This is a genomic window from Mitsuaria sp. GD03876, assembly GCF_029840635.1.
GTDB lineage: Bacteria > Pseudomonadota > Gammaproteobacteria > Burkholderiales > Burkholderiaceae_C > Roseateles.
This window is the reverse complement of sequence record NZ_JAOCCU010000010.1, coordinates 93,974-117,757: the sequence shown is the minus strand read 5'-3', so window position 1 is coordinate 117,757 and position 23,784 is coordinate 93,974. Positions and strand designations below refer to the sequence as shown.

Below are 23,784 nucleotides of genomic sequence, written 5' to 3'. Positions count from 1 at the left end.
CAGATTGCGTTCCGACCCTGCTCCGACGAATGAAGTACGACAGCTGGAGACAAGCACCGTGGCAAGAGTGAGCCTGAGCAAGGTCGAGAAGGTGTATCCCAACGGCTTCAAGGCTGTGCACGGGGTGGACCTGGAGGTGCGGGACGGCGAGTTCATGGTTTTCGTGGGCCCGTCGGGTTGTGCGAAGTCGACGTTGCTGCGGATGATCGCGGGCTTGGAGAGCATCACGGGCGGCGAGTTGCGCATCGGCGATCGCACGGTCAATGGCCTGCCGCCGAAGCAACGCGGCATCGCGATGGTGTTCCAGAACTACGCGCTGTATCCCCACATGAAGGTCTACGACAACCTGGCGTTCGGTCTGAAGCTGGCCGGGACGCCGAAGGCGGAGCTGGACCAGCGCGTGCGGCATGCCGCGTCGCTGCTGGAGATGGAGCATTTGCTGGATCGGTATCCGAAGCAGCTTTCCGGCGGCCAGGCGCAACGCGTGGCGGTGGGTCGTGCGATCGTCAAGAAGCCGGACGTATTCCTGTTCGACGAACCGCTCTCCAATCTGGATGCGAAGTTGCGCGCCGCGATGCGGGTGCGGCTGACGGAGCTGCACCGCACGCTGCGGGACGGTCGCCAGCCGGCGACGACGATCTACGTCACCCACGACCAGGTCGAGGCGATGACGATGGGCGAGCGCATCTGCGTGCTCAAGGACGGGGTGATCCAGCAGGTCGACACGCCGACGGCGCTGTACGACCGTCCGGCGAATGCGTTCGTCGCGGGGTTCATCGGATCGCCGGAGATGAACCTGCTCGCGGCCCGGTTGGAGGCGACCGACGCGGGCCTGGCGGTCGAGGTCGGCGGCGCGCGACTGATGCTGCCGGCCGACAAGGCGGCGGGCCTGGCCGCGCTGCCGCGGCCCACCGACGGTGCGGTGACCTTCGGCCTGCGGCCGGAGCACATCGGCCTGTCGCCGCGCGCGCAGGGCGACAGCGTCGCGGTCGATGCGCGGCTGCGCTTCACCGAGCACATGGGTTCGGAGGTCTACCTGCACGCGGAGCTTGGCGGATTGCCGATGACCGCGCGCATCCCGGCGGAGCAGGCCGTGGTGCTGGCGGGCCTCGCGCGTGGCGACAGGCTGACGCTGCACCTGCAGATGACGGCTTGCCATCTCTTCGACGCGACGACCGGCGTGAACCTGCTGCCGTCGGTTGCTTCAGGGACGTCCTCGACCTTGTCGCCAGCGACGGCCGTGCACTCAGGAACCTACGCATGAGCCTGCCGCGACGACAGCTGCTCGGCATCGCCGCGGGTACGGCCGCGGTGGCCGCGACCGCCGGCGTGACGGCGGCGCTGACCCTGCCTGGGATCCTGCGCGCGCAGGACAAGCTCCCCACGCTGCGCTTCGCCTGGTGGGGCGGCGCCGGCCGCCACGAGGCGACGCTCAAGGCGCTGGCGCTCTTCGAGCGCCGCCACGGCGTGCGGGTGAAGGCCGAGTACATGGGCTTCAACGGCTACCTGGAACGGCTGACCACGCAGATCGCCGGCGGCTCCGAGCCCGACGTCATGCAGATCAACTGGGCCTGGCTGGCGATGTTCAGCAAGCGCGGCAACGGCTTCGCGGACCTGCACCGCCACGCGGCACGCCTGGACCTGTCGCAGTTCGACCGCGAGGACCTGGCCTACGGCGACGTCGACGGCAAGCTCAACGCGCTGCCGGTGTCGTTCAGCGCGCGGGTGATGCTCTGGAACCAGGCGGCCTTCGAGCGCGCCGGCCTGGCGCTGCCGCGCACCTGGGACGAGCTCTTCGCCAGCGGGCCGGCGTTCCGGCGGGTCCTCGGCGAGGACGCCTATCCGCTCGACGGCGAGCTCTACGACATGATGCTGCTCGCCCAGGCCTGGGTGCAGCAACGCCACGGCACCGCCTACGTCGATCCGTCGCAGCCGCGCGTGGCGATGAGCGAGGCCGCGGCGCTGGACTGGGTGCGGGTCTACAAGCGGCTGGTCGGCGAGCATGTCGCCACGCCGCTGCCGCTGCGGGCCAGCCTGGGCGGCGCGGAGAAACCGACCGAGCAGCAGCCCGACTGGGTCGTCGGGCGCTGGGCCGGCAACTACACCTGGGACTCGGTGATCGCGCTGCGCGCGTCGACGCTGGACGCGCGGCAGAAGCTGGTGCTCGGCGAGTTTCCGACGCTGCCGGACGCGCTCGACAGCGGCATGTTCGGCCGGCCCACGGTGATGTACGCGGTGAGCCGGCATGCCGAGAAGAACGGCCGCGCCGAGATGGCGGCGAAGCTCGTCAACTTCCTGCTCACCGACCCGGAGGCCGCCGCGCTGCTGGGCCGCACGCGCGGGCTGCCGTCGGCGCGCGGGCCCTTCGAGCAGCTGAAGGCGGCGGGCACGCTGCCCCCGCTGGAGGTCGCCGCGCACGACCAGATCCGCGCGCGGCGCGTATCGGGCCGGCTGCGGCGGCCGGCGCCGCTGTTCGAGCATGCGCGGCTGCACAAGTTCATGCGCGAGGTCTTCGAGACCGTCGCCTACGGCAAGACCGGCGACGCCGACGCGGCGCGACGGCTCGTCACCGAGGGCCAGGCCCTGCTGCAACGGATCAAGTGAAAGCGATCACAGCGACCATGAAAGCCAACGAACGCCAGCTCCGCTTCGTCACCCGCGAGGATCCCGACACCGGCGCGCGCGTCACGCGCCTGACGCCGCCGGAGGTGACCTGCCATCGCAATTACTTCTATCAGAAGTGTTTCACCAACGACGGCGCGACGCTGATCTTCGGCGCGGAGTTCGGGCCCGGCACGAGCTGGAACTACCACCTGCTGGACCTGCGCACGCAGGTCGCGACCCAGCTCACCGACCAGCCGGGCGAGAACACCTTCGGCGGCTTCCTCAGCCCCGATGATCGTCACCTGTACTTCGTCCGCGCGGAGCGGCAATTGATCCGGCTGTCGATGCGCGACCTGGGCGAGGAGGTGGTCTACACCGTGCCCGAGGGCTGGGTCGGCTACGGCACCTGGGTGGCGAATTCGGCCTGCACGAAGATGGTCGGCATCGAGATCGCGGCGAGCGACTGGTTCCCGCTCAGCGACTGGCAGAAGTTCCACCAGATGTTCCATGCGAAGCCGCGCTGCCGGCTGATCCGCATCGACCTGGCGACCGGCGCGCGCGAGGTGATCCTGGAGCAGCAGGGCTGGCTCGGCCATCCGCAGTACCGGCCGGGCGACGACCACACGGTGGCTTATTGCCATGAGGGACCGCACGACCTGGTCGACGCGCGGATGTGGTTCGTCGACGAGGACGGCCGCAACGTGCGCTGCGGGCGCCGGCACGATGTCGGCGAGAGCTGCACCCACGAGTTCTGGGTGCCGGACGGCTCCGCGATGATCTATGTGTCCTACCTGAAGGGGCAGCGCGACCGCTGGATCTGCGCGCTGGATCCGGTGACGCTGGCGTCGCGGCGGCTGGCGCGGATGCCGCCGTGCTCGCACCTGATGAGCAACCACGACGGCACGCTGCTGATCGGCGATGGCTGCGACTCGCCGGCCGATGTCGCCGACACCGGCAGCCACCAGATCGCCACCGATCCGTTCCTGCACCTGTTCGACCTGAAGGCCGGCACCGAGCGGCGTGTCGCCCGGCACGACAGCTCGTGGCGGGTCCACAAGGGCAACCGGCAGGTCACTCATCCGCATCCGTCGTTCACGCCCGATGAGACGCAGGTGCTGTTCAGCGCCGACGCCGAGGGCGAACCGGCGCTGTACCTGGCGGACCTGTGATGCGAGGCCGGCGTGTCGTGGTCACGGCCCTGGTCGCGGGACTGGCGGCCGGCATGAGCGTGATGGCGACGCCGATGCCGACGCCGACGCCGACGACAGCGATCCCGACGCCTGGGGACGCGGTGGCAGCGGGGCGCGTGCTGGCATCCGCGCGGCCGCAACTCGACGAGGCCGCGGCGGCGACCGCGACGGTGGCGACTTACCTCGGCGACTGGCAGCCGGCGCCGCTCGATCCGTCTCGCTGGACGCCGACCTTCGTCGTCGCGGCGGACGGCAGCGGGACGCACCGGACGGTGCAGGCGGCGATCGACGCGTTGCCCGCCGCAAGAGCCGGCGCGCAGGCCGGCGCGCTCCCACGCACCTACGTGCTCATCAAGCCGGGCACCTACCGCGGCCCGCTGTGCGCGCAAGGCAAGGCGCCGTTCACGCTGTACGGCCCCGGCGACCCCTCGGCGGTCGTGCTGGTCGACGGCCGCTACAACGCGCTGCCGAAGGCGCCCGACGCGCCGGCGCAACCCTGTCTTCCGGCGTTGGGCAGCGACATCGTCGGCACGGCCGGCAGCGCCAGCGTCGCGATCCTGGGCGACGACGTGCAGCTCGCGCGGCTGACGATCGCCAACGACGCGATGGATGGCGTGCGCGGCGGCGCCGGGTATCCGCCGGGCGTGTCGGAAAGCGGCGGCGCGCAGGCCGTCGCGCTGATGACGGCCGGCGACCGGATCCAGCTCGAGGACGTCCGCCTACTCGGCCACCAGGACACCTTCTACGCCGAGCAGCGCCACGGCACGCGCGCCCGCGTGCTGGTCCGGCGGTCGGAGATCCGCGGCGATGTCGACTTCATCTTCGGCGCCGCGACGCTGGTCATCGACGACAGCCTGATCGTCAGCCGCGCCGGTCGCCGCGCGGCGGGGCAGGGCGGTCACGTGCTCGCGCCGAGCACGCCGGCGCTGCGTTCGGACGGCTTCCTGGTGATCAACAGCCGGCTGCTGGCCGAGCCCGGCGTCGCGCCGGGCAGCATCAGCCTCGGCCGCGCCTGGGACCACGGCGTGAAGGCCGGCGCCTGGCGCCGCGCGCACGAGGCGCCCAACGGCCAGGCGCTCATCCGCGACAGCCTGCTCGGGCCGCACCTGGCGCCCTGGGCCGCCTCGACCTCGCGGCGGCCGTTCAGCGCCAGCGGCGAGGACGCGAATCGCCTGGCCGAGTACCGCAACCTCGCCTTGCCCGCGGCCGCTTTCGACGCGGTGGCGCCGGGCGACGGCTGGGCGTCGATGAACGGCGGCACCGTCGGCGGCGCGAAGGCGGCGCCCGCGGCGATCCGCCTCGTGCGCACCCGGGCGGAGCTCGATGCCGCGCTCGCGCTCGGCGACACGCCCAAGCTGATCGCGCTGGCCGCGCGCATCGACCTCGCGGCCGACGCGTCCGGACGCCGGCTCGGCGTTGACGACTTCCGCGATCCCGCCTTCGACCTCGACGCCTTCGTCCGCCAGTACGACCCCGCGACCTGGGGCCGGGACGCGCCGCGGGGGCCGCTGGAGGACGCGCGCCGGCGCTCCGCGAAGCGCCAGGCGGCGCGGGTCGTGGTGCCGGTGCCGTCCCACACGACGATCGTCGGCATCGCGCCCGACGCCGGCTTCGACGGCGGCTCGCTGATGCTCGAGCGGGTCTCCCAGGTGATCCTGCGCAACCTGCGCTTCTCCGACGCCTACGACTTCTTCCCCGCCTGGGACCCGCGCGACAACGGCCACGGCGAGTGGAACTCCGAGTACGACACCGTCTCGCTGCGAGAAGCCACGCAGGTGTGGATCGACCACTGCGCCTTCGACGACGGCGAGCGCCCCGATCCGCGCGAGCCGGTCCTGCTCGGCCAGCGGATGCAGCGGCACGACGGCCTGCTCGACATCACGCGGCGCTCCGACTTCGTGACGGTGTCCTGGAACGTCTTCCGCCGGCACGACAAGACGATGCTGATCGGCGGCGGCGACGGCCATCGCGACGACCGCGGGCACCTGCGCGTGACGCTGCATCACAACCTGTGGGAGCAGCTGAAGGAACGCACGCCACGCGTGCGCTACGGCCAGGTGCATGTCGCCAACAACCTCTACGTCGCCGCGCCGGACGGGGACTATCCCTATGGCTACTCGATCGGCGTCGGCATCGAATCGCGGCTGCTGCTCGAGGGCAACGCCTGGGAGGCCGCGCCGGGCATCGCGCCGGAGCGCCTGGCGCGCTGGCTCCAGGGCGACCGGATCGAGGATCGCGGCTCGCGGATCAACGGCGCGGCGGTCGATCTCGCGGGCATGCTCCGTGCCGGGAATCCGGGCCGGACGATCGCGGGCGAGGCCGGCTGGACGCCGCCGTACCGGCTGGCCATCGAGCCCGCCGACGAGGCGGCCGCCCGGGTCCGCGCGGGCGCGGGCGCGGGACGGCTGTGGTGAAATCCCTTCTTTCCAAGAACACCTTGCGCATGGATGACGATCTGAACGACGGCAGGCAGCAGCCCGAATCGGTGGCGGCTGTCCTCAAGGTCTTTGCCATCCTGCAGGCCCTGTCGGAACGCAGCGACACCGGCATCTCCGAGTTGTCGGTCCGCCTGGCGATGCCCAAGGCGACGGTCTACCGCTTCCTGCAGACGATGAAGACGCTGGGCTACGTCCGCCAGGAAACCGACAGCGAGCGCTACGGGCTGGCGATGAAGGTCTTCGAGATCGGCGCCAAGGCGCTGCAGTACCCGGACCTGGTCGACCTGTCCAAGCACCACATGCAGATGCTGGCCGACGCCACCGGCGAGACGGTACACCTGGGCACGCTGATCGACAGCGAGATCATCTACGTCCACAAGGTCGATTCGAAGCACATGCTGGGCATGTACTCGCGCATCGGCCGCCGCGCGCCGCTGCACTGCACGGCGATCGGCAAGGTGCTGATGGCCTGGGAGCATCCGGACCGGCGCGCGCGGGTGCTGGCGGGCGCCGAGTTCCAGCGCTTCCGCGACAAGACGATCACCGACGCGACGGCGTTCCAGGCCGAGCTCGACCGGGTGCGGGCACAGGGCTTTGGCGAGGACCGCGAGGAGTTCGACGATCACATCCGCTGCCTGGGCGTGCCGATCTTCGACCGCCTCGGCCAGCCGATCGCCGGCATGAGCGTCAGCTTCCCGACCTTCCGCTACGACGAAGCCAAGGCGCCCGAGGTCGTGGCGATGCTGCAGGGCGCCAGCCGCGACATCTCGGCGCGGCTGGGCTGCGCCAAGTTCCCGCTGGACCAGGCCTGAGCCGCCGCCGCTTGCGCCTCCGGGACAATCCGCTGTCCCCCGCCGGCCCTTCCGACACCGCTGCATCGGCGCGACACCGCGAAAACGCGGTTGTCGTGCCGGCCTATGTTGTCGTACAACTTAACCCGTGATGACCGCTTCCCTGACCCGTTCTCGCCCGAAATCGCTGGCCCTCGGACTTGTCCGGGCGCTGGAGGACCGGATTCGCGCGGGCGCGCTGGCCGCGGGCGACAAGCTGCCGACCGAGGCGGCGATCATGGCCGAGTTCGAGGTCAGCCGGACGGTGGTGCGGGAGGCGATCTCCAAGCTGCAGGCGGCCGGGCTGGTGGAGACGCGGCACGGCATCGGCACCTTCGTGCTGGGGCTGGGGGAGGGCGGTCCGTTCCGGATCGGCGCAGAGCAGATGGCCACCTTGAACGACGTGGTCGCGGTGCTGGAGCTGCGCATCGGCATCGAGACCGAGGCGGCGGCGCTGGCCGCGCAGCGGCGCACGGAGGCGCACCTGCAGCACATGCGGGTGGCGCTGGCGGCGTTCGCGGAGGCGGCGGAGGCCGGGCGTGACGCGGTGACGCCGGACTTCCAGTTCCACCTGGAGATCGCCCGCGCCACGGGCAACCCGCACTTCGAGCAGCTGATGGCGACGCTGGGCGCGCCGAGCATCCCGCGGGCGCGCCTGGCGAGCCTGCGCGCCGCCGGCGACGAGGACCCGCTGGCGCAGCGGGACTACCTATTGCGGGTGAACGCGGAGCACGAGTCCATCCTCACCGCGATCGAGGCCCGCGACAGCGAGGCGGCACGGGCGGCGATGCGCACCCACCTGGCCAACAGCCGCGAACGGCGCCGCCGCGCGGCGATGGCGTTGCAGGAAAAGCGCTGATCCCACCAGCGCGCGGCGTCAGGCGTCGACCGTCGCCTCGCCCGAGTCCTGCTCGACCTCCTCGACCTTGAACCGCCAGCCCTTGCGGCTCGACGTGGCCACGATCCTTTGATGGACCAGGCGCTCGACGGTCATGATCTGGTCGAAGGCGGCCTTCAGCGATTCGTCTCCGGAAGCGTGCTTGAGATACAGAAGTCGCTGAAGCGTGTCGTTGGACTTGGGCACTCGGCCCCGGCGCTCCCACAAGCTGATGTTCTGTTCACTGACACCCTGGAGCTTGGCCATGGCGGCTTGCGACAGATGCATGTGCGACCGGAGGTAGCGGAACTCCTTGCCGGTCAGCCGCGCCGGCTTGCGCACCAGGTGCGCGGCGATGGCGTCGAGCAGCTCATCCAGCGCGGCGAAGGAGACGGCTGGTCCATACGCCGTGTCCTTGTACGCAAAGCCGTTCTGCAGCCAGACGTTGTCGAGCCCGCATTCGGTGAAGTGGTACAGCGTCATTTCTTCTCCTATGCAATCACGGTGACAACGATCAACTCCGGGTCGCCGTCGTCCAACCCCACGCAGACCGCCAAGTCGCGAGCGCCGCCGTACCACTGCATCCGGCAGACGATGTGTCCCGTCTGAAGGTCTTCCTCCGGAGGCAGGCCGATCCGGCCTTTTCGAAGACATTCCAGCGCATCGTCCAGGGAGACCCGTCGCTGGCGCATACGCTGCATGGCGTGATTCGTCCAATGGATCCGTGTGGAATGCGCGGCGGTCAAGCGGATGTGTCGCTCCAGCTGTGGGATGGAAAACTTCTTGAACGTCACGTCAGTCGCGCCTCCGCGCCCGTTGCTCCCCGTAATTTTTATGGGTTGCATCGTAGGCCCGGCCGGAAGGGCGGCGCGAAATCGGTGTCGCGAAAAACCCATAGTTTTTATGGGTTGCTCCCTCACTGCAATGGGTGATCCTCCGCGTTTTCCCTGATCGCCCAGCGGGCCGACACGCCTTGTCATCCATTTCAGTCAACTTGTATGATGACTGACAACAAGCCGCCAACGCGTCCCGGACCCGCGCCGTGAGACGCACCCAGAGCGGTTTCACGGTTCCTTCCGGAGACAACCCATGACCGTTCTGACCCGCCGCCTGGCCGTCAAGGCCGGTGCCGCCCTCGGCGCCGCCGTCCTCTCCCTGTGCTCGGCCGGCCTGGCCCACGCCAGCACCTTCCCCGACCGCCCGGTGACGATCGTCGTCCCGTTCCCCGCCGGCGGCTCGACCGACATGCTGGCCCGCGCCATGGGCGCCGAACTCCAGAAGAAGTGGGGCCAGACCGTCATCGTCGACAACCGCCCCGGCGCCACCGGCACCCTCGGCACCGCCCAGGTCAAGCGCGCCGCGCCCGACGGCTACACGCTGCTCGTGTCCTCGCTCGGCCCCTTCGTCATCGCGCCCCACCTGATCAAGGCCGTCCAGTACGACGCCCTCAAGGACATCGACCTGCTCACCGTCGCCATCCAGGCGCCCAACGTGCTGGTCGTGCCCGCCGCCTCGCCGCTCAAGAGCGTCAAGGACGTCGTCGACACGCTCAAGAAGGACCCCGGCAAGATGAGCTTCGCCTCGTCCGGCAACGGCTCCTCCGACCACCTCACCGCCGAGCTGTTCTGGCTGCAGACCGGCACCAACGGCCTGCACGTGCCCTACAAGGGCGGCGCCCCCGCCATCAGCGACCTGCTGGGCGCGCAGGTCGACGCCTCGTTCCAGAACGTCAACGCGGTGCTGCCGCACATCCTGGGCGGCAAGCTGCGCGCGCTGGCCGTCACCGGCGACAAGCGCTCGGCCGTGCTGCCCAACGTGCCCACGCTGTCCGAGTCCGGCATCAAGGGCGCCGACGTCTATTCCTGGCAGGGCGTCGCCGCGCCCCGCGGCCTGCCGGCCGCCGTGCGCGCCCAGCTGCAGAAGGACATCGCCGCCGCGCTGCACGAGCCCGCGGTGAAGCAGAAGTTCAGCGACATCGGCATCGAGACCGTCGCCAACACGCCCGACCAGGCGCAGGCCTTCCAGAAGACCGAGTTCGCGCGCTGGAAGCAGGTCATCGAGACCCGCAAGATCACCGCCGATTGAGCAGGAGCCTTTCGTGAGCAGTCCCCTCGTCACCTCCGCCCGCGCGATCCCCGTCGCGGGCCAGGACGGCATGCTGATGAACCTGAGCGGCGCCCACGCGCCGTTCTTCACCCGCAACCTGCTGATCCTCGAAGACAACGCCGGCCACGTCGGCATCGCCGAGATCCCCGGCGGCGAGTCCATCCGCAAGACCCTCGAGGAAGCCGGCGCGCTGCTGATCGGTCAGCCGGTGGCCAAGTGGAACGCGCTGCTGGCCCAGATCCGCGAGCGCTTCAAGTCGCTGGACAGCGGCGGCCGCGGCCTGCAGACCTTCGACCTGCGGACCACGATCCACGTGCTCACCGCCGTCGAATGCGCGCTGCTGGACCTGCTGGGCCAGCACCTGGAAGTCCCGGTCTGCGAGCTGCTCGGCGAAGGCAGGCAGCGCGACAGCGTCGCGATGCTGGGCTACCTGTTCTTTGTCGGCGACCGCGCGAAGACCGGCCTGGCCTACAAGACGCCGGCCGACGAGGCCGACAGCGACCAGCCGTCCGACGCCTGGCTCAAGGTCCGCCACCATGTCGCGATGACGCCGGAGACCATCGTCGAGCAGGCCGTCGCCGCGCAGGCGCGCTACGGCTTCAAGGACTTCAAGCTCAAGGGCGGCGTGCTGCGCGGCGAGGAGGAGGTCGAGGCGATCAAGGCCTTGAAGGCCCGCTTCCCCGAGGCCCGCATCACGCTCGATCCCAACGGCGGCTGGCTGCTGAAGGACGCGATCCGGCTGCTGCGCGACCTCGGCGGCGTGCTCGCCTATGCCGAGGACCCCTGCGGCGCCGAGGACGGCTTCTCCGGCCGCGAGGTGATGGCCGAGTTCCGGCGCGCCACCGGCCTGCCGACGGCGACCAACATGGTGGCCACCGACTGGCGCCAGTTCACCCACGCGCTGAGCCTGCAATCGGTCGACATCCCGCTGGCCGATCCGCATTTCTGGACGATGTCCGGCGCGGTCCGCGTGGCGCAGACCTGCCGCGACTTCGGCCTGACCTGGGGCTCGCATTCCAACAACCACTTCGACGTGTCGCTGGCGATGTTCACCCATGCCGCGGCCGCCGCGCCGGGCCGCCTGACCGCGATCGACACGCACTGGATCTGGCAGGACGGCCAGTTCCTGACCCGGCAGCCGCTGAAGATCGTCGACGGCGAGGTGGCCGTGCCGACCGCGCCGGGCCTGGGCGTGACGCTGGACATGCAGGCCGTCGAGGCCGCCCATCGGCTCTACCTCGAGCACGGCCTGGGCGCGCGCGACGACGCGATCGCGATGCAGCACCTGATCCCGAACTGGACCTTCGATCCCAAGCGGCCCTGCATGGTCCGCTGAGGTCGCGTCCCGCCATTCCCCAACGTCCCTGAGAGACACCCGGAGAGAGACATGCAAGATCGGAAGCCTTCCCGCCTCACCCGCCGCGCGCTGATCGCCGCGGCCGCCGTCGCCGCCACGGCGGGCGTCGCGCCGAGCGCCTTCGCCGAGGCCCCCTGGCCCAGCAAGCCGCTCAAGATCATCGTCCCGTACACGCCGGGCGGCTCCTCGGACATCATCGCGCGCATCCTGTCGCCGCTGCTGTCGGAGCAGCTCAAGCAGACCGTCATCGTCGAGAACAAGCCCGGCGCCAGCGGCAACATGGGCGCCGACCAGACGGCCAAGGCGGGTGACGGCTACACGATCATGCTGTGCGACGTCAGCGCGCTGGCCATCAGCCCGTCGCTGTACACCAAGCTGCCGTTCGACCCGTCCAAGGACCTGAAGGGCGTGGCGATGCTGGCGTACTCGCCGCACATGCTGGTCGTGCATCCGTCGGTGCCGGCCAACAACCTGAAGGAACTGGTCGAGCTGTCCAAGAAGTCCAAGATCGACTTCGCCGTCACCGCGATGGGCAGCGCGCCGCACCTGGCCGGCTACCAGGTCGCCAGCCTGACCGGCGCGAAGTGGGAGTACATCCCGTACAAGGGCGGCTCGCAGGCGGTCACCGACACGATCGCCGGCCAGACGCAGGTGCTGATGAACGGCATGCTGGCCACGCTGCCCTTCGTGCAGCAGAACAAGCTCAAGGTCATCGGCGTCAGCAAGTCGACCCGCGTGCCGCTGCTGCCCAACGTGCCCACGCTGGCCGAGCAGGGCGCCACCGGCTTCGAGTCCGGCACCTGGCAGGGCATCCTGGCCCCGGCCAACATGCCCAAGGCCCACATCGACAAGCTGTCGGCCGCGCTGATCGCCATCATCCGCACGCCCGACGTCCGCGCCCGCCTGGCCGCGCAGGGCGCCGAGGTCAGCACGATGAACGCCGCCGAGATGGACACCTTCTTCAACGCCGAGCGCAAGAAGTGGGCGGGCGTGGTGAGCAAGAGCGGGCTCAAGCTCGATTGACCTTCCCCCGACGCCCGAAAAGCCCGCACCCAGGAGCCCCGTCATGCCGACGCCGACCACGCCTTACTCCGCCTTCCCCAACACGCTGCGACAGCGCCTGATCGCGGGCGAGCGGCTGATCGGCTGCTGGTGCTCGCTGGCCAGCCCGATCAGCACCGAGGTGCTGGGCCTGGCCGGCTTCGACTGGCTGCTGCTGGACGGCGAGCACTCGCCCAACGACGTCAACAGCTTCGTGCCGCAGCTGATGGCGCTCAAGGACAGCGTCAGCGCGCCGGTCGTGCGGCCGAGCACCAACCACGCCGTCGAGATCAAGCGGCTGATGGACGCGGGCTTCTCCAACCTGCTGATCCCCTTCGTCGAGTCCGCCGAGCAGGCGCGCTACGCGGTGCAGGCCACGCGTTATCCGCCGCAGGGTTTCCGCGGCGTGTCGGTCGCGCAGCGCAACAACCGCTACGGCACGGTGCCGGGCTACTTCCAGGGCATCAACGACAACGTCGCGGTGATCGTGCAGATCGAGAGTCCGGCCGGCGTGGCCGCGGTCGCCGAGATCGCGGCGGTGGACGGCATCGACGCCGTGTTCATCGGCCCGCAGGACCTGGCGGCTGGCTACGGCCAGCTCGGCAACCCCAGCCATCCGGACGTGCAGGCCGCGATGGCGGCGATCTTCGAGGCGTGCAAGGCCGCCGGGAAGCCGGTCGGCATCCTCGCGCCGGTCGAGGCCGACGCGCGCCGCTACCTCGACATGGGCGCGACCTTCGTCGCCGTCGGCAGCGACCTGGGCGTGTTCCGCTCGGCCACGCAGGCGCTGCGCGACAAGTACAGAGATTGAAAGACAGGAGTTCCTGACATGAGCATCAAGATCGGCTTCATCGGCCTGGGCATCATGGGCGCGCCGATGGCGGTCCGCCTCGCGCAGGGCGGACACGCGCTGTTCGTCCACACCCGCAGCCAGGTCCGCGAGGACGTGACCGCCGCCGGCGCCACCGTCTGCGCCAGCGCCGCGGAGGTCGCCCGCCAGGCCGACGTGATCTTCACGATGGTGCCGGACACGCCCGACGTCGAGCGCGTGCTGTTCGGCGCGGACGGCGTCGCCGCCGCCTTCGCCGAGGGCCGGGGCGCGGGCAAGACGGTGGTGGACATGAGCTCCATCTCGCCGATGGCGACCAAGGACTTCGCGGCGCGGATCGAGGCGCTCGGCGCCGAGTGGCTGGACGCGCCGGTCTCCGGCGGCGAGGTCGGCGCGAAGGCCGGCACGCTGTCGATCATGGTGGGCGGCCGGGCGGCCACCTTCGAGCGCATCCAGCCGCTGTTCCAGCTGATGGGCAAGAACATCACCCTGGTGGGCGGCGCGGGCGCCGGCCAGACGACCAAGGTCGCCAACCAGATCATCGTGGCGCTGAACATCGCCGCCGTCGGCGAGGCACTGGTCTTCGCCGCCAAGGCCGGCGCCGATCCGGCCAAGGTGCGCGAGGCGCTGATGGGCGGCTTCGCCGCCAGCCGCATCCTCGAGGTCCATGGCGAGCGGATGATCAAGCGCACCTTCAACCCGGGCTTCCGCATCGCGCTGCACCAGAAGGACCTGAACCTCGCGCTGCAGAGCGCCAAGGCGATGGGCCTGGCGCTGCCCAACACCGCGGGCACCGCGCAGCTGATGCAGGCGGCCGCGGCGCAGGGCTGGGACCAGCTGGACCACTCGGCGCTGGTCAAGGCGCTGGAGCTGATGGGCAACCACGAGCTGGGCGCGGCGAACGCCTGAGGTCGCGAAGGCCCGATCCCTGACCGCCCGCGCCGGGGGGTCCCGTGCGCGGGCGCCCCGGGCGCGGCCCGGCCGCCCCACAATCGCCTGCCATGAGCCAGCCCCACGATCACGCCCCGGCGGCCGCGGATGCCGCGTCCCTCCTCGACGACCCCCGCGCGCTGCTGACGCATCTCTACCGCGTCGCGGTGGACCGGGCGCTGCCGGGAAAGATCCTCGCCGGCCACCTGCCGCCGGTCCCGCGCGGCCGCACGCTGGTGATCGGCGCGGGCAAGGGCGGCGGGTCGATGGCGCAGGCGCTGGAGGCGGCCTGGCCGGGGAACGCGCCGCTGACGGGGCTGGTGATCACGCGCTACGGGCACATGCCGCCGGGCTACGTGCCCCGGCGCCTGGAGATCGTCGAGGCCGCGCACCCGGTGCCCGACGCCGCCGGCGAGCGCGCCGCGGCCCGGATGCTGCAGCTGGTGCGCGACTTCAACCCCACGGCCGACGACCAGGTGATCTGCCTGATCTCCGGCGGCGGCTCGGCGTTGATGCCGTTGCCGGCGCCGGGGCTGACGCTGGCCGACAAGCAGGCGGTGAACCGCGCGCTGCTGGCCAGCGGCGCCAACATCGGCGAGATGAACTGCGTGCGCAAGCACCTCAGCGCGATCAAGGGCGGCCGGCTGGCCGCGGCCTGCGCGCCGGCGAAGGTGCTGACGCTGATGATCTCCGACGTCCCCGGCGACGACCCGCAGGTGATCGCCTCCGGCCCGACCGTGCCCGACGCGACGACCTGCGCCGACGCGCTGGCGATCTGCCGCCGCTACCGGATCGCGCTGCCGCAGGTGGCGGTCGACGCGCTCGGGCGCGGCGAGTGGGAGACGCCCAAGCCCGGCGACGCCTGCTTCGACGGCCATGAACAGCGCATCATCGCGGCGCCGCGCCAGAGCCTGCTGGCCGCGGCCGATGCGGCGCGCGCGCTCGGCCTCGTCGCCCACGTGCTGTCCGACGAGATCGAGGGCGAGTCCCGCGAGGTCGGCCGGGTGCACGCGGCGCTGGCCCGCTCGGTGGCGCGCCACGGCGAGCCCTTCGCCCGGCCCTGCCTGATCCTGTCCGCCGGCGAGACGACGGTGACGCTGGTGCCGCAGCCCGGCCGCGGCGGCCGCGCCGGGGAATTCGTGCTCGGCTGCGCGATCGCGCTCGACGGGGAGGACGGCATCTGGGGCCTGGCCGCGGACACCGACGGCATCGACGGCGTCGAGGACAACGCCGGCGCCTTCCTCAGCCCCAGCACGCTGCGGCGCGCCCGCGCGCTGGGCCTGAAGCCGGCCGAGATGCTCGCCGCCAACAACGGCTACGCGCTGTTCGAGGCGCTCGGCGACCTGCTGGTCACCGGGCCGACGCAGACCAACGTCAACGACTTCCGCGCGCTGCTGATCCGCTGATTGCGGCTGCAACCCGCGCGCGCCTGCCTTGGCTGACACGAGGCTGTCGGCCCTCCCTCCATCGAGCGATGGGGCGGAAAGAGTGAAGGGATGTTGACCAGCCTCAAGGCAATTTCCGGCGAGTGCCGCGACAGTCCGGCTTCCCCGATTTCCGAGACTGCCGTGAGCGCCCCCTTGACGTCCGATCCCGCCGAAGCCGCCTGCGGCGTTCCCGTGCATGCCGCCCCCGGGGCGGCTTTCCCCGCGCCCGCGGGCGCCCTGGTCCCCGGTCCCGCCCATCCCGTGCCCTGGCGCGCGCTGCTGGGCGACGTGCTGCTGGACGCCGACAGCTGGGCCGCGCTGGGCAGCATGACGCGGCTGCGGCGCTGGAAGGCGGGCGAGCTGGCGATGCACCGCGGCGACGCGGCGGTGTCGATGCTGGCGCTGTGCGAGGGCAGGCTGGTCGCGCGCGCGCCGCTGACCGGCCCGGCCTGGCTGGACCTGCACACCGCCTGGCTGGAGGGGCGCCACGAGGAGGACGCGCGGGTCGTGTCGGCGTCGGCGCTGGTGATGGAGTGGCCGATGCCGGTGGCGCTGCTGTGGCTGCGCACCCAGCCGCTGGTGCTGGAGGCGCTGGTGCGGGCGGTGTCGGCGGGGCTGGGCGACGCGCGGGCGGCGATCACCGCGCTGACGACCAAGGACGCGACCGGCCGGGTGGCCGCGTGGCTGCTGGCGCAGGCCGGCGGCGCGGCCGAGGTGCGGCTGGCCGAGCGCAAGCGCGACGTGGCGGCGCGGCTGTCGATCACGCCGGAGACGCTGTCCCGGACGCTGCGGCAACTGGCCGATCGCGACATCCTGACGGTCCAGGGCTACCGGATCGGCCTGCGGGACCGGGTGGCGCTGCTGGCGCTGGCGCGCTGCCGCTGAGCGTCATAGACTCGCCTCCACTGCCGCCCAACAGGCACAAGGAGGCACGCCGTGACGATCGCCCGCATGACCCCGGTGACCCCTGTCAGCTCCAGCGCGGAGCGATTCTTCGGAGGGCATGCCAGCCTTCCCGTGATGCCCGAGGTCGGGCGCAAGCTGCTGCGCAGCCTCGATGACGACGGGGTCTCGCTCGGCCAGATCGCCGAGCTGATCGGCAAGGACTCCACGCTGGCGGCCAAGGTGCTGCGGCTGGCCAACTCGGCGCGCTACAGCCCGTCGCACTCGATCGGCACGCTGCAGGACGCGGCGATGGCGCTGGGGCTGGAGACGCTGCGCAACCTGGCGATGGCGGCCAGCATCTCGGCCAGCTTCCCCGAGGTGAAGGGCCTGGACCGCCAGCGCTTCTGGCGCCACAGCGTGCGCACGGCCGGCTACGCGCGGCTGCTGGCCACGCTGCTGCGCGGCGACACGGACACCGCCTACCTCGCCGGGCTGATGCTGCGCACCGGGCAGCTGATGATGGCGATGTCCGAGGCGGCGCAGGTCGCCGACGTCGAGGCCCACGCGGCGGAGCCGGGCAGCCGGTTCTCGCTGGAGATGCACCGCTTCGGCTGCACCCACGCCGACGTGACGGCGGCGCTGGCCGAGCACTGGCACTTCCCGGCCGACCTGGTCGAGGCCTTCAAGGACGCCAACGCGCCGCTGGAGGTGCGGCCGTTCTCGATGCTCGCGGCGATCCTGCACCTGGCCGAGGTCATCGCCGACGCCTGCGACGCGGGCCTCGACCGGATCGAGGCCCTGACGCTGGCGGTGCCCGAGCTGGTCGAGCACGTGCGCCTGGACCTCGAGTTCCTGCGCGTGCGGCTGGACGGCTGCGGCGATCCGGGGCAGGACGTCGAGCTGATGCTCAAGTAAGGGCGGCCGCTCAGGCCGGCTGCGTCGCCAGCCAGTCCCGGAAGGACACCTGGCCCAGCCACGGCGTGACGCCCGTCGTGGGCACCAGCGTCGTGTCGTCCAGCCTGGCGCCGAAGTACAGCGCGGCGGGATCGCCCTGCACGCGGCGCGGATCCTTCCTGGCGTCGATCCACAACGCGACCAGTTCGTCGATCCGGAACCGTTCGGGGCCGGCGATCTCGCGCGTCCCGTTGAGCGGCTGGCCCAGGGCCGCGTCGGCCATGGCGTCGGCGACGTCGTCGGAGGCGATCGGCTGGATCGGCGCCGTCGGGAGACGGATCAGGCCGCCCTCGGTCGACGACTGCGCGATGCCGCCGCAGAACTCGAAGAACTGCGTCGCGTGCACGATGGTGAAGGGCAGGCCGGACGCCCGGATCAGGTCTTCCTGCGCCTGCTTGGCGCGGAAGTAGCCGCTGGCCAGCAGCCGGTCGGTGCCCACCACCGACAGCGCGACGTGGTGGCGGACGCCAGCCCGGGCCTCGGCGGCCAGCAGGTTGCGGCCGGAGGTGGTGAAGAGGTCCATGACGGCCTGGTCCTCGAAGGACGGCGAGTTGGCGACGTCGACGACGACGCTGGCGCCGGCGAGCGCGGCGTCGAGGCCGGCGCCGGTGAGCGTGTCGATGCCGGTCGAGGGCGATCCGACGACGACCTCATGGCCGGCGGCTTGCAGGCGGGCGACGAGCTTGGAACCGATCAGGCCGGTTCCACCGATGACGACGACTTTCATTGCTGACTCCTGGGGGTTGGCCGGCGCGGGGAATCGGCGCCGACACCGGTAAGACGGGATGGCGGGAGCGGTTGTGACATCCGCCTGTCGGAAGGCCGGTGAGGTAAGGTCGCCGGCTTCCAGACACTACGCAAGGTAGGAGACGGCATGACGACGTTCAAGGGAAGCTGCCACTGCGGACGCGTGGCCTATGAGGTGGACGGGGAGATCGACGGCGCGATGGCGTGCAACTGCTCGATCTGCCAGCGCAAGGGCTCGCTGCTGTGGTTCGTGCCGAAGGCACAGTTCCGGCTGCTGACCGACGAGGCGGCGGCGAAGGTCTACGAGTTCAACCGCCACATGATCAAGCACCGCTTCTGCCCGGAATGCGGCATCCATCCCTATGCCGACGGGACCGATCCGAAGGGCAACGCGATGGCGGCGATCAACGTCCGCTGTCTCGAGGGCATCGACCTGGAGAGCATCCCGGTGACCCATTTCAACGGCAGGGACATGTGATCCACACCGACGCCAACACCGACGCCAATACCGAGGCCCAACTCGCAGACGTCCAGGCGGTGCTGACGCGCCACCTGGGCGCGGACCTCGTCGCCGTGCACCTCTACGGCTCGGCGATGGCGGGCGGCCTCAAGCCGCAGAGCGACCTGGACCTGATGGTCACGGTGGCCGCGCCGATGACGGACGCGACCCGGGAGGCGCTGATGCGGGAGCTGCTGGCGCACTCGGCGCCGCCGCTGAACTCGGATGAACGCCGTCCCCTGGAGGTGACCGTCGTCGCGCGGGACGAGGTGGTGCCGTGGCGCCATCCCGCGCGGCGCGAGATGCAGTTCGGCGAATGGCTGCGCGAGGACATCGAGGCCGGGCGATTCGAGCCCGGGATGACCGACCCCGACCTCGCGATCCTGATCACGAAGCTGCGGCAACACAGCGCCTGCCTGCACGGGCCCGAGGCCGCGGTCCTCTTCGAGCCAGTGCCGCCGGCCGACTTCCGGCGCGCCTTGCTCGACACGATCGCGCAATGGAACGAGCCCGCCGACTGGGAAGGCGACGAGCAGACGGTGGTGCTGGCGCTGGCGCGCATCTGGTACAGCGTGTGCACCGGCGGGATCGCGTCCAAGGACGCGGCGGCGGCGTGGGCGATCGACCGCCTGCCGCCGAACCACGCGGCCGTCATGGCGCGCGCGGCCGCCGCGTATGTCGACGGCCGGCCGGACGACCTGGCACGGGATCCGGGGCCGCTCGCCGCGGCCATCCACTTCTGCAAGACGGAGATCCAGCGCGCGGCCGGGTGACCGCGGCGCTGGTGATGCACCCATGGCGTTTTTCGATTTCTTTCGCGGCGGCAAGCCCGACGGTTCACAGGACAAGGCGGATGTCGCCACGGAGCCTGGCAACCTGATCTCCATCGGCCATTTCAAGAACGAGACGGACAAGCCGATGCTCATCTTCCTGGAGATGCTGTGCCAGGAGATCTGGATGTCTCCCGGTCACGAGATCGAGCTGCTCGTCGAGGCGGAGCCAGACTTGCTTCCAGTGCAGATCTCCGTCGTCGAGAACGGCCTGGTGATCTATCCACTTCGCGTCTTCGACCCGAAGTGGATGGTCCGATTCAACGGCAAGCTCATTCCCGCCGGCTGGCCGACCCGCTTGTCGGATCACGAATGAGGGGACGGGTAGGCGACGCAGCCCTCACAGCTTCGTTACCCGCACCCAGTTCAGATTCCACCCACCGGCCTGCGCGTAGACGCCGAGGTTGTACGTCCCCGCGTTCACCGTCACGGTGTGGGACACCGTCGTCCAGTTCTGCCAGCCGCCGGTGGCCGGGATCGCCACCTGGCCGAGCTGGATGCTGCCGCCGTTCAGGTCCAGCGACAGCCGCGACCCGCTCGGGCTCGCCACGCGGTACTCGACGCGGTAGCTGCCGCTCGTCGGGAAGTTGACGTTGCCGTAGACCATCCAGTCGCCGGCGTCGATCCAGCCGACGTTGCGGCCGCCTTCGCTGCAGGCCTCGGTCTGCACGCCGTTCTGGTTGCTGTAGTTCTCGGCCTCGATCAGTTGCCCGGACGGCGGCGGCGTGGTGCCGCCGATCTCCGCGCGGATCGCGCCGAGCAGGCTGTTGGCGCCGGCCGCGTCCTGCGACAGCTCCCAGATCATCACGCCCGAGCCCTGCTGCAGCGCCAGCCGCGTCTTGGCCTTGATCGTCGGGATGCCGTTGTAGGTGATGTAGCCGCAGCTCGCGCACAGCGTGCCGATCAGGTCCTTCTGCGCGGCCGCCGCGCCGAACTGGTTGACGATGTCGTTGAACCCGTAGTCCGACGCGTAGCCGTTGAAACCGTAGCCGTAGAACGGCACGCCCAGCACCAGCTTGTCCTTGGACAGCCCGCGCGCCTGCCAGGTCGCGACATTGCTTTGCGCCAGCGACAGCGGCGAATGCTCGGTGCCGACCTGCCCCCAGCTCGGCCCGACCGCGTCGTAGGCCATGATCGTCACGAAGTCGAAATGCGGCAGCGAGGACACGGGGATCATCCCGCCCTCATAGGTCGCCGTCGCCGCGGTGACCAGCTTGCCGGGCAACGCGCCGCGCAGGCCCTGGATGAACGGCGTGTAGTTGCCCGCCTGGTCGATCGCGGTCAGCAGCGCGCCCTCGAGGTCGACATCGACCCCATCCAACCCGAAGGTGTTCACGAACTGCGCCAGGCCGTTGATCGTCGCCGCGCGGCTGCCGGGCTGCAGCAGCCCCTGCCAGTTGCCCGAGCAGCCCGGGATCACACCGCCCGCGACCGACACCAGCACCTTCACGCCGGCCGCATGCGCCTTCTGCACGACGTAGCCGATGTCGGCGCCGCTGGCCGATTCCATGCAGGTCGGATTGCCGCCGCTGAGGAAGCTGCCGCTGGCCGACGGATTCGCGAAGGCGAGGTTCAGGTGGGTGAGCTTGCTCAAGTCGGTCCGGTCGGCGACCGCGCGCAGGCCCTTGTACGACGGGATGTAGCCGACGACCTTGGTCTGCGCGAGCGCGCCGCCAGCGACGCCGCACAGGGCCAGCGCGGCGATCAGGGCAGGGCGGGTGAACGGGATGGGCAATGACATGACAGGCTCCCTTGAAGTGCGGACCCGGCCGGGACATCCGGCCGATCGGTGGGGGTCCGCGGCGATTCTGTGGGTTTCTTGAAACCGCTTTCAAGCATCTCCCCTGAATCGGCGACAGCGGTTTCGTATCCAGTGCAACCGGGCGTTGCAAGCGGTTGCGCCGTTTGTCTGTCTTGTGAAGCGCCGAAGGCGCAAAGCCGCGTTCGCGTGCTTACGAATCGGCGCCGCCGGTTGCAGGCCGTGCGAGGAGCGCTCCGAATAATCCGCCGCCTCCCCAAGCACCCCACACCCGAACTTCCAAGGAAGGACTCTCCATGTCGATCACCACGAGGCGCCCGGGCGGCGCCCCTCGTCTGCATCCGCTCGCCCTGTCGCTGGCGCTGGCCGGCGTGCTCGCCGGTTGCGGCGGCGGCGACGCCAACGATCCCGCGGTCGCGGCGGGCCGCCAGACCGGCGCCACCGGCGCGGTCTCCGGCACCGCGGCCGCCGCGGCGACGCAGGTCTGCTTCTACGAGCACGTGAACTACGGCGGCGCCAGCACCTGCCTGAGCGCGAGCTCCGCCTGGATCGGCAACGCCTGGAACGACCGCGTGTCGTCGGTCCGGGTGCCGGCCGGCTTCAAGGTGCAGCTCTTCGCCGACATCAACTACGGCGGCCGCTCGATCACGCTGAGCGCGGACAACGCCAACCTGGTCGGCGCCGGCTTCAACGACGCCACCTCGTCGCTGAAGATCACGACGCCGCCGGCCGCCGCGAAGGTGACGCTGGCCTCGGTGCAGTTCGCGCAGTCCATGCTGTACGGCAGCAGCGACAGCCAGCTGGTGCTGGTGGCCAACAAGCCGACGCTGCTGAAGGTCAACGTGACCGCCCCGGCCGGCACCGCCGCGCCGACGGCCACCGTGCGCATCGACAACACGCTGGACGGCAGCAGCCGCGACCTGGTGCTGAGCGCGCCGCGCCGCGGCCTGCCCACGACGGTGTCGGAGACGCAGTCCTTCGACGACGCCTACAGCGTCAGCGTGCCGGCGGAGTTGGTCAAGAGCGGCCTGAAGGTGACGGTCAACGTCGCCGGCGCCGCGGCGCAGAGCTTCACGCCGCGCGTGGGCGGCGGCGTGGCGATGCGCTTCGTGCCGATCCCGGTGAAGATCGCCGGCACCACCGGCCAGTTGCCGGTCGACCAGAGCGCGCACCTGCGCGCGCTGTTCCCGGTGTCGTCGGTGACGCTGCGCTCGCACCCGACCTTCGTGTCGGCCAAGGTGACCTCGCTGCCGGCCACCGACGCGCAATGGAGCGACGCGTTCGGCAAGATCCTGGGCGAGCTCAACGACCTGCACCGCATCGAGGGCGCCGGTCGCCAGGACTACTACTTCGGCTTCATCCCCAAGCGCACCTGGGGCCTGGCGGGCCTGGGCTACGTGCCGGGCACCTCGGCCGTCGGCTTCGACATGCCGAGCAATCCGGACACCGTGCGCGACGTCGTGGCGCACGAGCTGGGCCACAACTTCTCGCTGCCGCACGCGGCCTGCGGCGGCGCCGGCTCGCCGGATCCGAAGTACCCGTACCCCGATGCCAACCTGGGCAAGCCGGGCCGCTACATCTGGAGCTACCTGTCGGACACCAACACGTTCTACGACCCGCGTCCGACCGACCGCCACGACATCATGAGCTACTGCGGCGGCACGGTGTTCTCCGACTACAACTACCGCCTGATGCAGACCTTCCTGACGCCGGGCGACGCCGCGGCCGCGCAGGTCAAGGGCGCCGCGGCCTCGTCGGACGGCGATGCCAAGGTGTCGCCGCAGGACGTGCTGCTGGTCAGCGGCAGCATCCGCGGCAAGCAAGTCGAGATCAACCCGGTCAAGACGCTGGTGGCCAAGCCCGACGCGGCCGGCGGCCCGTACGTGCTGCGCGTGCAGACGGTGACGGGCGACGTCAAGGAGGTCGCGTTCACCGCGCAGGCGCTGGACCATGACGGCGAGCTGCTGCACTTCAGCGTGCTGGTGCCCAAGCTGGACAACATCGCCAGCATCAGCGTGCTGCGCGACGGCGCGACGCTGGGCCAGGCACAGGCGCGGGTGAGCAACGCGCGCCAGAAGGCCCTGGCCAGCGGCGCGAGCCGCGCGCTGGTGCGCCTGAGCGAGGCCGGCGGCAAGGCGGTGCTGCGCTGGGACGCGGAGGCGACGCCGTTCCTGAGCGTGACCTGGACCGACGGCACGCGGCGCCTGAACCTGGCGCAAGACCTGCAGGGCGGCGAGGCGACGCTGGACACGCATGAGCTGCCGGCCGGCGGCCGCTTCGAGTTCATCGTGTCGGATGGCCTGAACGCGCAGCGGATCGAACTGGCGCGCTGAGCGTCACCGTGCGCCCTCGCGGGCGCATGACCTTCGGGGAATCGGGCGGGAACGTCCGGTTCCCCGTTGTCGTTCATGGGGCGCGCGGCGGGCGACTTTCCCCGATCGGTGTCATCGCAAAGCCGGCGATGCCTGGCCACCGGCGTGT

At 70.7% G+C, this 23,784-nt stretch carries 22 protein-coding genes; 18 read left to right on the top strand and 4 right to left on the bottom strand.

Going from position 1 to position 23,784, the window contains the following annotated elements; translation table 11 throughout:
- The first annotated feature begins 58 nt into the window (after window positions 1-58).
- From ugpC to N5D62_RS08620, 6 genes are all read left to right on the top strand, one after another.
- Entirely contained in the window at window positions 59-1,264 is a 1,206-nt protein-coding gene (gene ugpC / locus N5D62_RS08645; protein WP_279757294.1) for a sn-glycerol-3-phosphate ABC transporter ATP-binding protein UgpC, read from the top strand.
- The gene (locus N5D62_RS08640) at window positions 1,261-2,604 is read left to right on the top strand and encodes an ABC transporter substrate-binding protein (protein ID WP_279757293.1); all 1,344 of its coding nucleotides are present in this window, start codon (window positions 1,261-1,263) and stop codon (window positions 2,602-2,604) included. The genes ugpC and N5D62_RS08640 overlap by 4 nt, the downstream gene beginning before the upstream one ends.
- A 17-nt stretch (window positions 2,605-2,621) precedes the next feature.
- Window positions 2,622-3,773, top strand: a complete 1,152-nt coding sequence (locus N5D62_RS08635) for an oligogalacturonate lyase family protein (protein ID WP_279757292.1) — start codon at window positions 2,622-2,624, stop codon at window positions 3,771-3,773.
- 17 nt (window positions 3,774-3,790) lie between these two features.
- Window positions 3,791-6,208: a pectinesterase family protein gene (locus tag N5D62_RS08630; RefSeq protein ID WP_279757291.1), complete on the top strand. Its 2,418-nt coding sequence runs from the start codon at window positions 3,791-3,793 to the stop codon at window positions 6,206-6,208.
- Window positions 6,209-6,237: 29 nt separating this feature from the next.
- The gene (gene kdgR / locus N5D62_RS08625) at window positions 6,238-7,044 is read left to right on the top strand and encodes a DNA-binding transcriptional regulator KdgR (RefSeq protein ID WP_279757290.1); all 807 of its coding nucleotides are present in this window, start codon (window positions 6,238-6,240) and stop codon (window positions 7,042-7,044) included.
- A gap of 130 nt (window positions 7,045-7,174) precedes the next feature.
- Window positions 7,175-7,921, top strand: coding sequence for a FadR/GntR family transcriptional regulator (locus tag N5D62_RS08620; RefSeq protein WP_279757289.1), 747 nt, complete (start codon window positions 7,175-7,177; stop codon window positions 7,919-7,921).
- An 18-nt stretch (window positions 7,922-7,939) separates the two neighbouring features.
- Here N5D62_RS08620 and N5D62_RS08615 read toward each other — a convergent pair whose 3' ends face one another.
- The gene (locus N5D62_RS08615; RefSeq protein WP_279757288.1) at window positions 7,940-8,422 is read right to left on the bottom strand and encodes a hypothetical protein; all 483 of its coding nucleotides are present in this window, start codon (window positions 8,420-8,422) and stop codon (window positions 7,940-7,942) included.
- 8 nt (window positions 8,423-8,430) lie between these two features.
- Window positions 8,431-8,733: a DUF4258 domain-containing protein gene (locus tag N5D62_RS08610; protein ID WP_279757287.1), complete on the bottom strand. Its 303-nt coding sequence runs from the start codon at window positions 8,731-8,733 to the stop codon at window positions 8,431-8,433.
- 295 nt (window positions 8,734-9,028) lie between these two features.
- Between N5D62_RS08610 and N5D62_RS08605 the strand changes: the two genes are divergently transcribed.
- From N5D62_RS08605 to N5D62_RS08570, 8 genes are all read left to right on the top strand, one after another.
- A complete protein-coding gene (locus N5D62_RS08605) occupies window positions 9,029-10,024 on the top strand; it encodes a tripartite tricarboxylate transporter substrate binding protein (protein ID WP_279757286.1) in 996 nt (331 codons plus the stop codon).
- Window positions 10,025-10,094: 70 nt separating this feature from the next.
- The gene (locus N5D62_RS08600; protein ID WP_279757327.1) at window positions 10,095-11,381 is read left to right on the top strand and encodes an enolase C-terminal domain-like protein; all 1,287 of its coding nucleotides are present in this window, start codon (window positions 10,095-10,097) and stop codon (window positions 11,379-11,381) included.
- A 51-nt stretch (window positions 11,382-11,432) separates the two neighbouring features.
- Window positions 11,433-12,425 carry a tripartite tricarboxylate transporter substrate binding protein gene (locus N5D62_RS08595; protein WP_279757285.1) on the top strand — a complete coding sequence of 331 codons (993 nt, stop codon included), beginning with the start codon at window positions 11,433-11,435 and terminating at the stop codon, window positions 12,423-12,425.
- Between the two features lie 43 nt (window positions 12,426-12,468).
- Complete coding sequence (gene garL, locus N5D62_RS08590; RefSeq protein ID WP_279757284.1) at window positions 12,469-13,254, top strand: 2-dehydro-3-deoxyglucarate aldolase; 786 nt, start codon at window positions 12,469-12,471, stop codon at window positions 13,252-13,254.
- An 18-nt stretch (window positions 13,255-13,272) separates the two neighbouring features.
- Window positions 13,273-14,181: a 2-hydroxy-3-oxopropionate reductase gene (locus tag N5D62_RS08585; RefSeq protein WP_279757282.1), complete on the top strand. Its 909-nt coding sequence runs from the start codon at window positions 13,273-13,275 to the stop codon at window positions 14,179-14,181.
- A 92-nt stretch (window positions 14,182-14,273) separates the two neighbouring features.
- Window positions 14,274-15,608, top strand: a complete 1,335-nt coding sequence (locus N5D62_RS08580; protein ID WP_279757281.1) for a glycerate kinase — start codon at window positions 14,274-14,276, stop codon at window positions 15,606-15,608.
- A 162-nt stretch (window positions 15,609-15,770) separates the two neighbouring features.
- Complete coding sequence (locus N5D62_RS08575) at window positions 15,771-16,514, top strand: Crp/Fnr family transcriptional regulator (RefSeq protein ID WP_279757280.1); 744 nt, start codon at window positions 15,771-15,773, stop codon at window positions 16,512-16,514.
- A gap of 51 nt (window positions 16,515-16,565) precedes the next feature.
- Window positions 16,566-17,429, top strand: coding sequence for an HDOD domain-containing protein (locus N5D62_RS08570; RefSeq protein ID WP_279757279.1), 864 nt, complete (start codon window positions 16,566-16,568; stop codon window positions 17,427-17,429).
- A gap of 10 nt (window positions 17,430-17,439) precedes the next feature.
- Here the strand turns inward: N5D62_RS08570 and N5D62_RS08565 are convergent, their stop codons facing one another.
- A complete protein-coding gene (locus tag N5D62_RS08565) occupies window positions 17,440-18,195 on the bottom strand; it encodes an SDR family oxidoreductase (protein ID WP_279757278.1) in 756 nt (251 codons plus the stop codon).
- A 147-nt stretch (window positions 18,196-18,342) separates the two neighbouring features.
- Between N5D62_RS08565 and N5D62_RS08560 the strand changes: the two genes are divergently transcribed.
- Genes N5D62_RS08560 through N5D62_RS08550 form a run of 3 tightly spaced genes read left to right on the top strand, consistent with a single transcriptional unit; the run spans window position 18,343 to window position 19,860 of the window.
- Complete coding sequence (locus N5D62_RS08560) at window positions 18,343-18,693, top strand: GFA family protein (RefSeq protein ID WP_279757277.1); 351 nt, start codon at window positions 18,343-18,345, stop codon at window positions 18,691-18,693.
- Window positions 18,693-19,487 (top strand): aminoglycoside adenylyltransferase family protein, encoded by a 795-nt coding sequence (locus tag N5D62_RS08555; RefSeq protein WP_279757326.1) that lies wholly within the window; start codon window positions 18,693-18,695, stop codon window positions 19,485-19,487. The genes N5D62_RS08560 and N5D62_RS08555 overlap by 1 nt, the downstream gene beginning before the upstream one ends.
- A gap of 22 nt (window positions 19,488-19,509) precedes the next feature.
- Window positions 19,510-19,860 carry a hypothetical protein gene (locus N5D62_RS08550; RefSeq protein ID WP_279757276.1) on the top strand — a complete coding sequence of 117 codons (351 nt, stop codon included), beginning with the start codon at window positions 19,510-19,512 and terminating at the stop codon, window positions 19,858-19,860.
- Window positions 19,861-19,884: 24 nt separating this feature from the next.
- Here N5D62_RS08550 and N5D62_RS08545 read toward each other — a convergent pair whose 3' ends face one another.
- The gene (locus N5D62_RS08545) at window positions 19,885-21,285 is read right to left on the bottom strand and encodes a carbohydrate-binding protein (RefSeq protein ID WP_279757275.1); all 1,401 of its coding nucleotides are present in this window, start codon (window positions 21,283-21,285) and stop codon (window positions 19,885-19,887) included.
- A gap of 314 nt (window positions 21,286-21,599) precedes the next feature.
- Here N5D62_RS08545 and N5D62_RS08540 point away from each other — a divergent pair, with 314 nt between their 5' ends.
- Window positions 21,600-23,636 carry a peptidase inhibitor family I36 protein gene (locus N5D62_RS08540; protein ID WP_279757274.1) on the top strand — a complete coding sequence of 679 codons (2,037 nt, stop codon included), beginning with the start codon at window positions 21,600-21,602 and terminating at the stop codon, window positions 23,634-23,636.
- Window positions 23,637-23,784 lie beyond the last annotated feature (148 nt).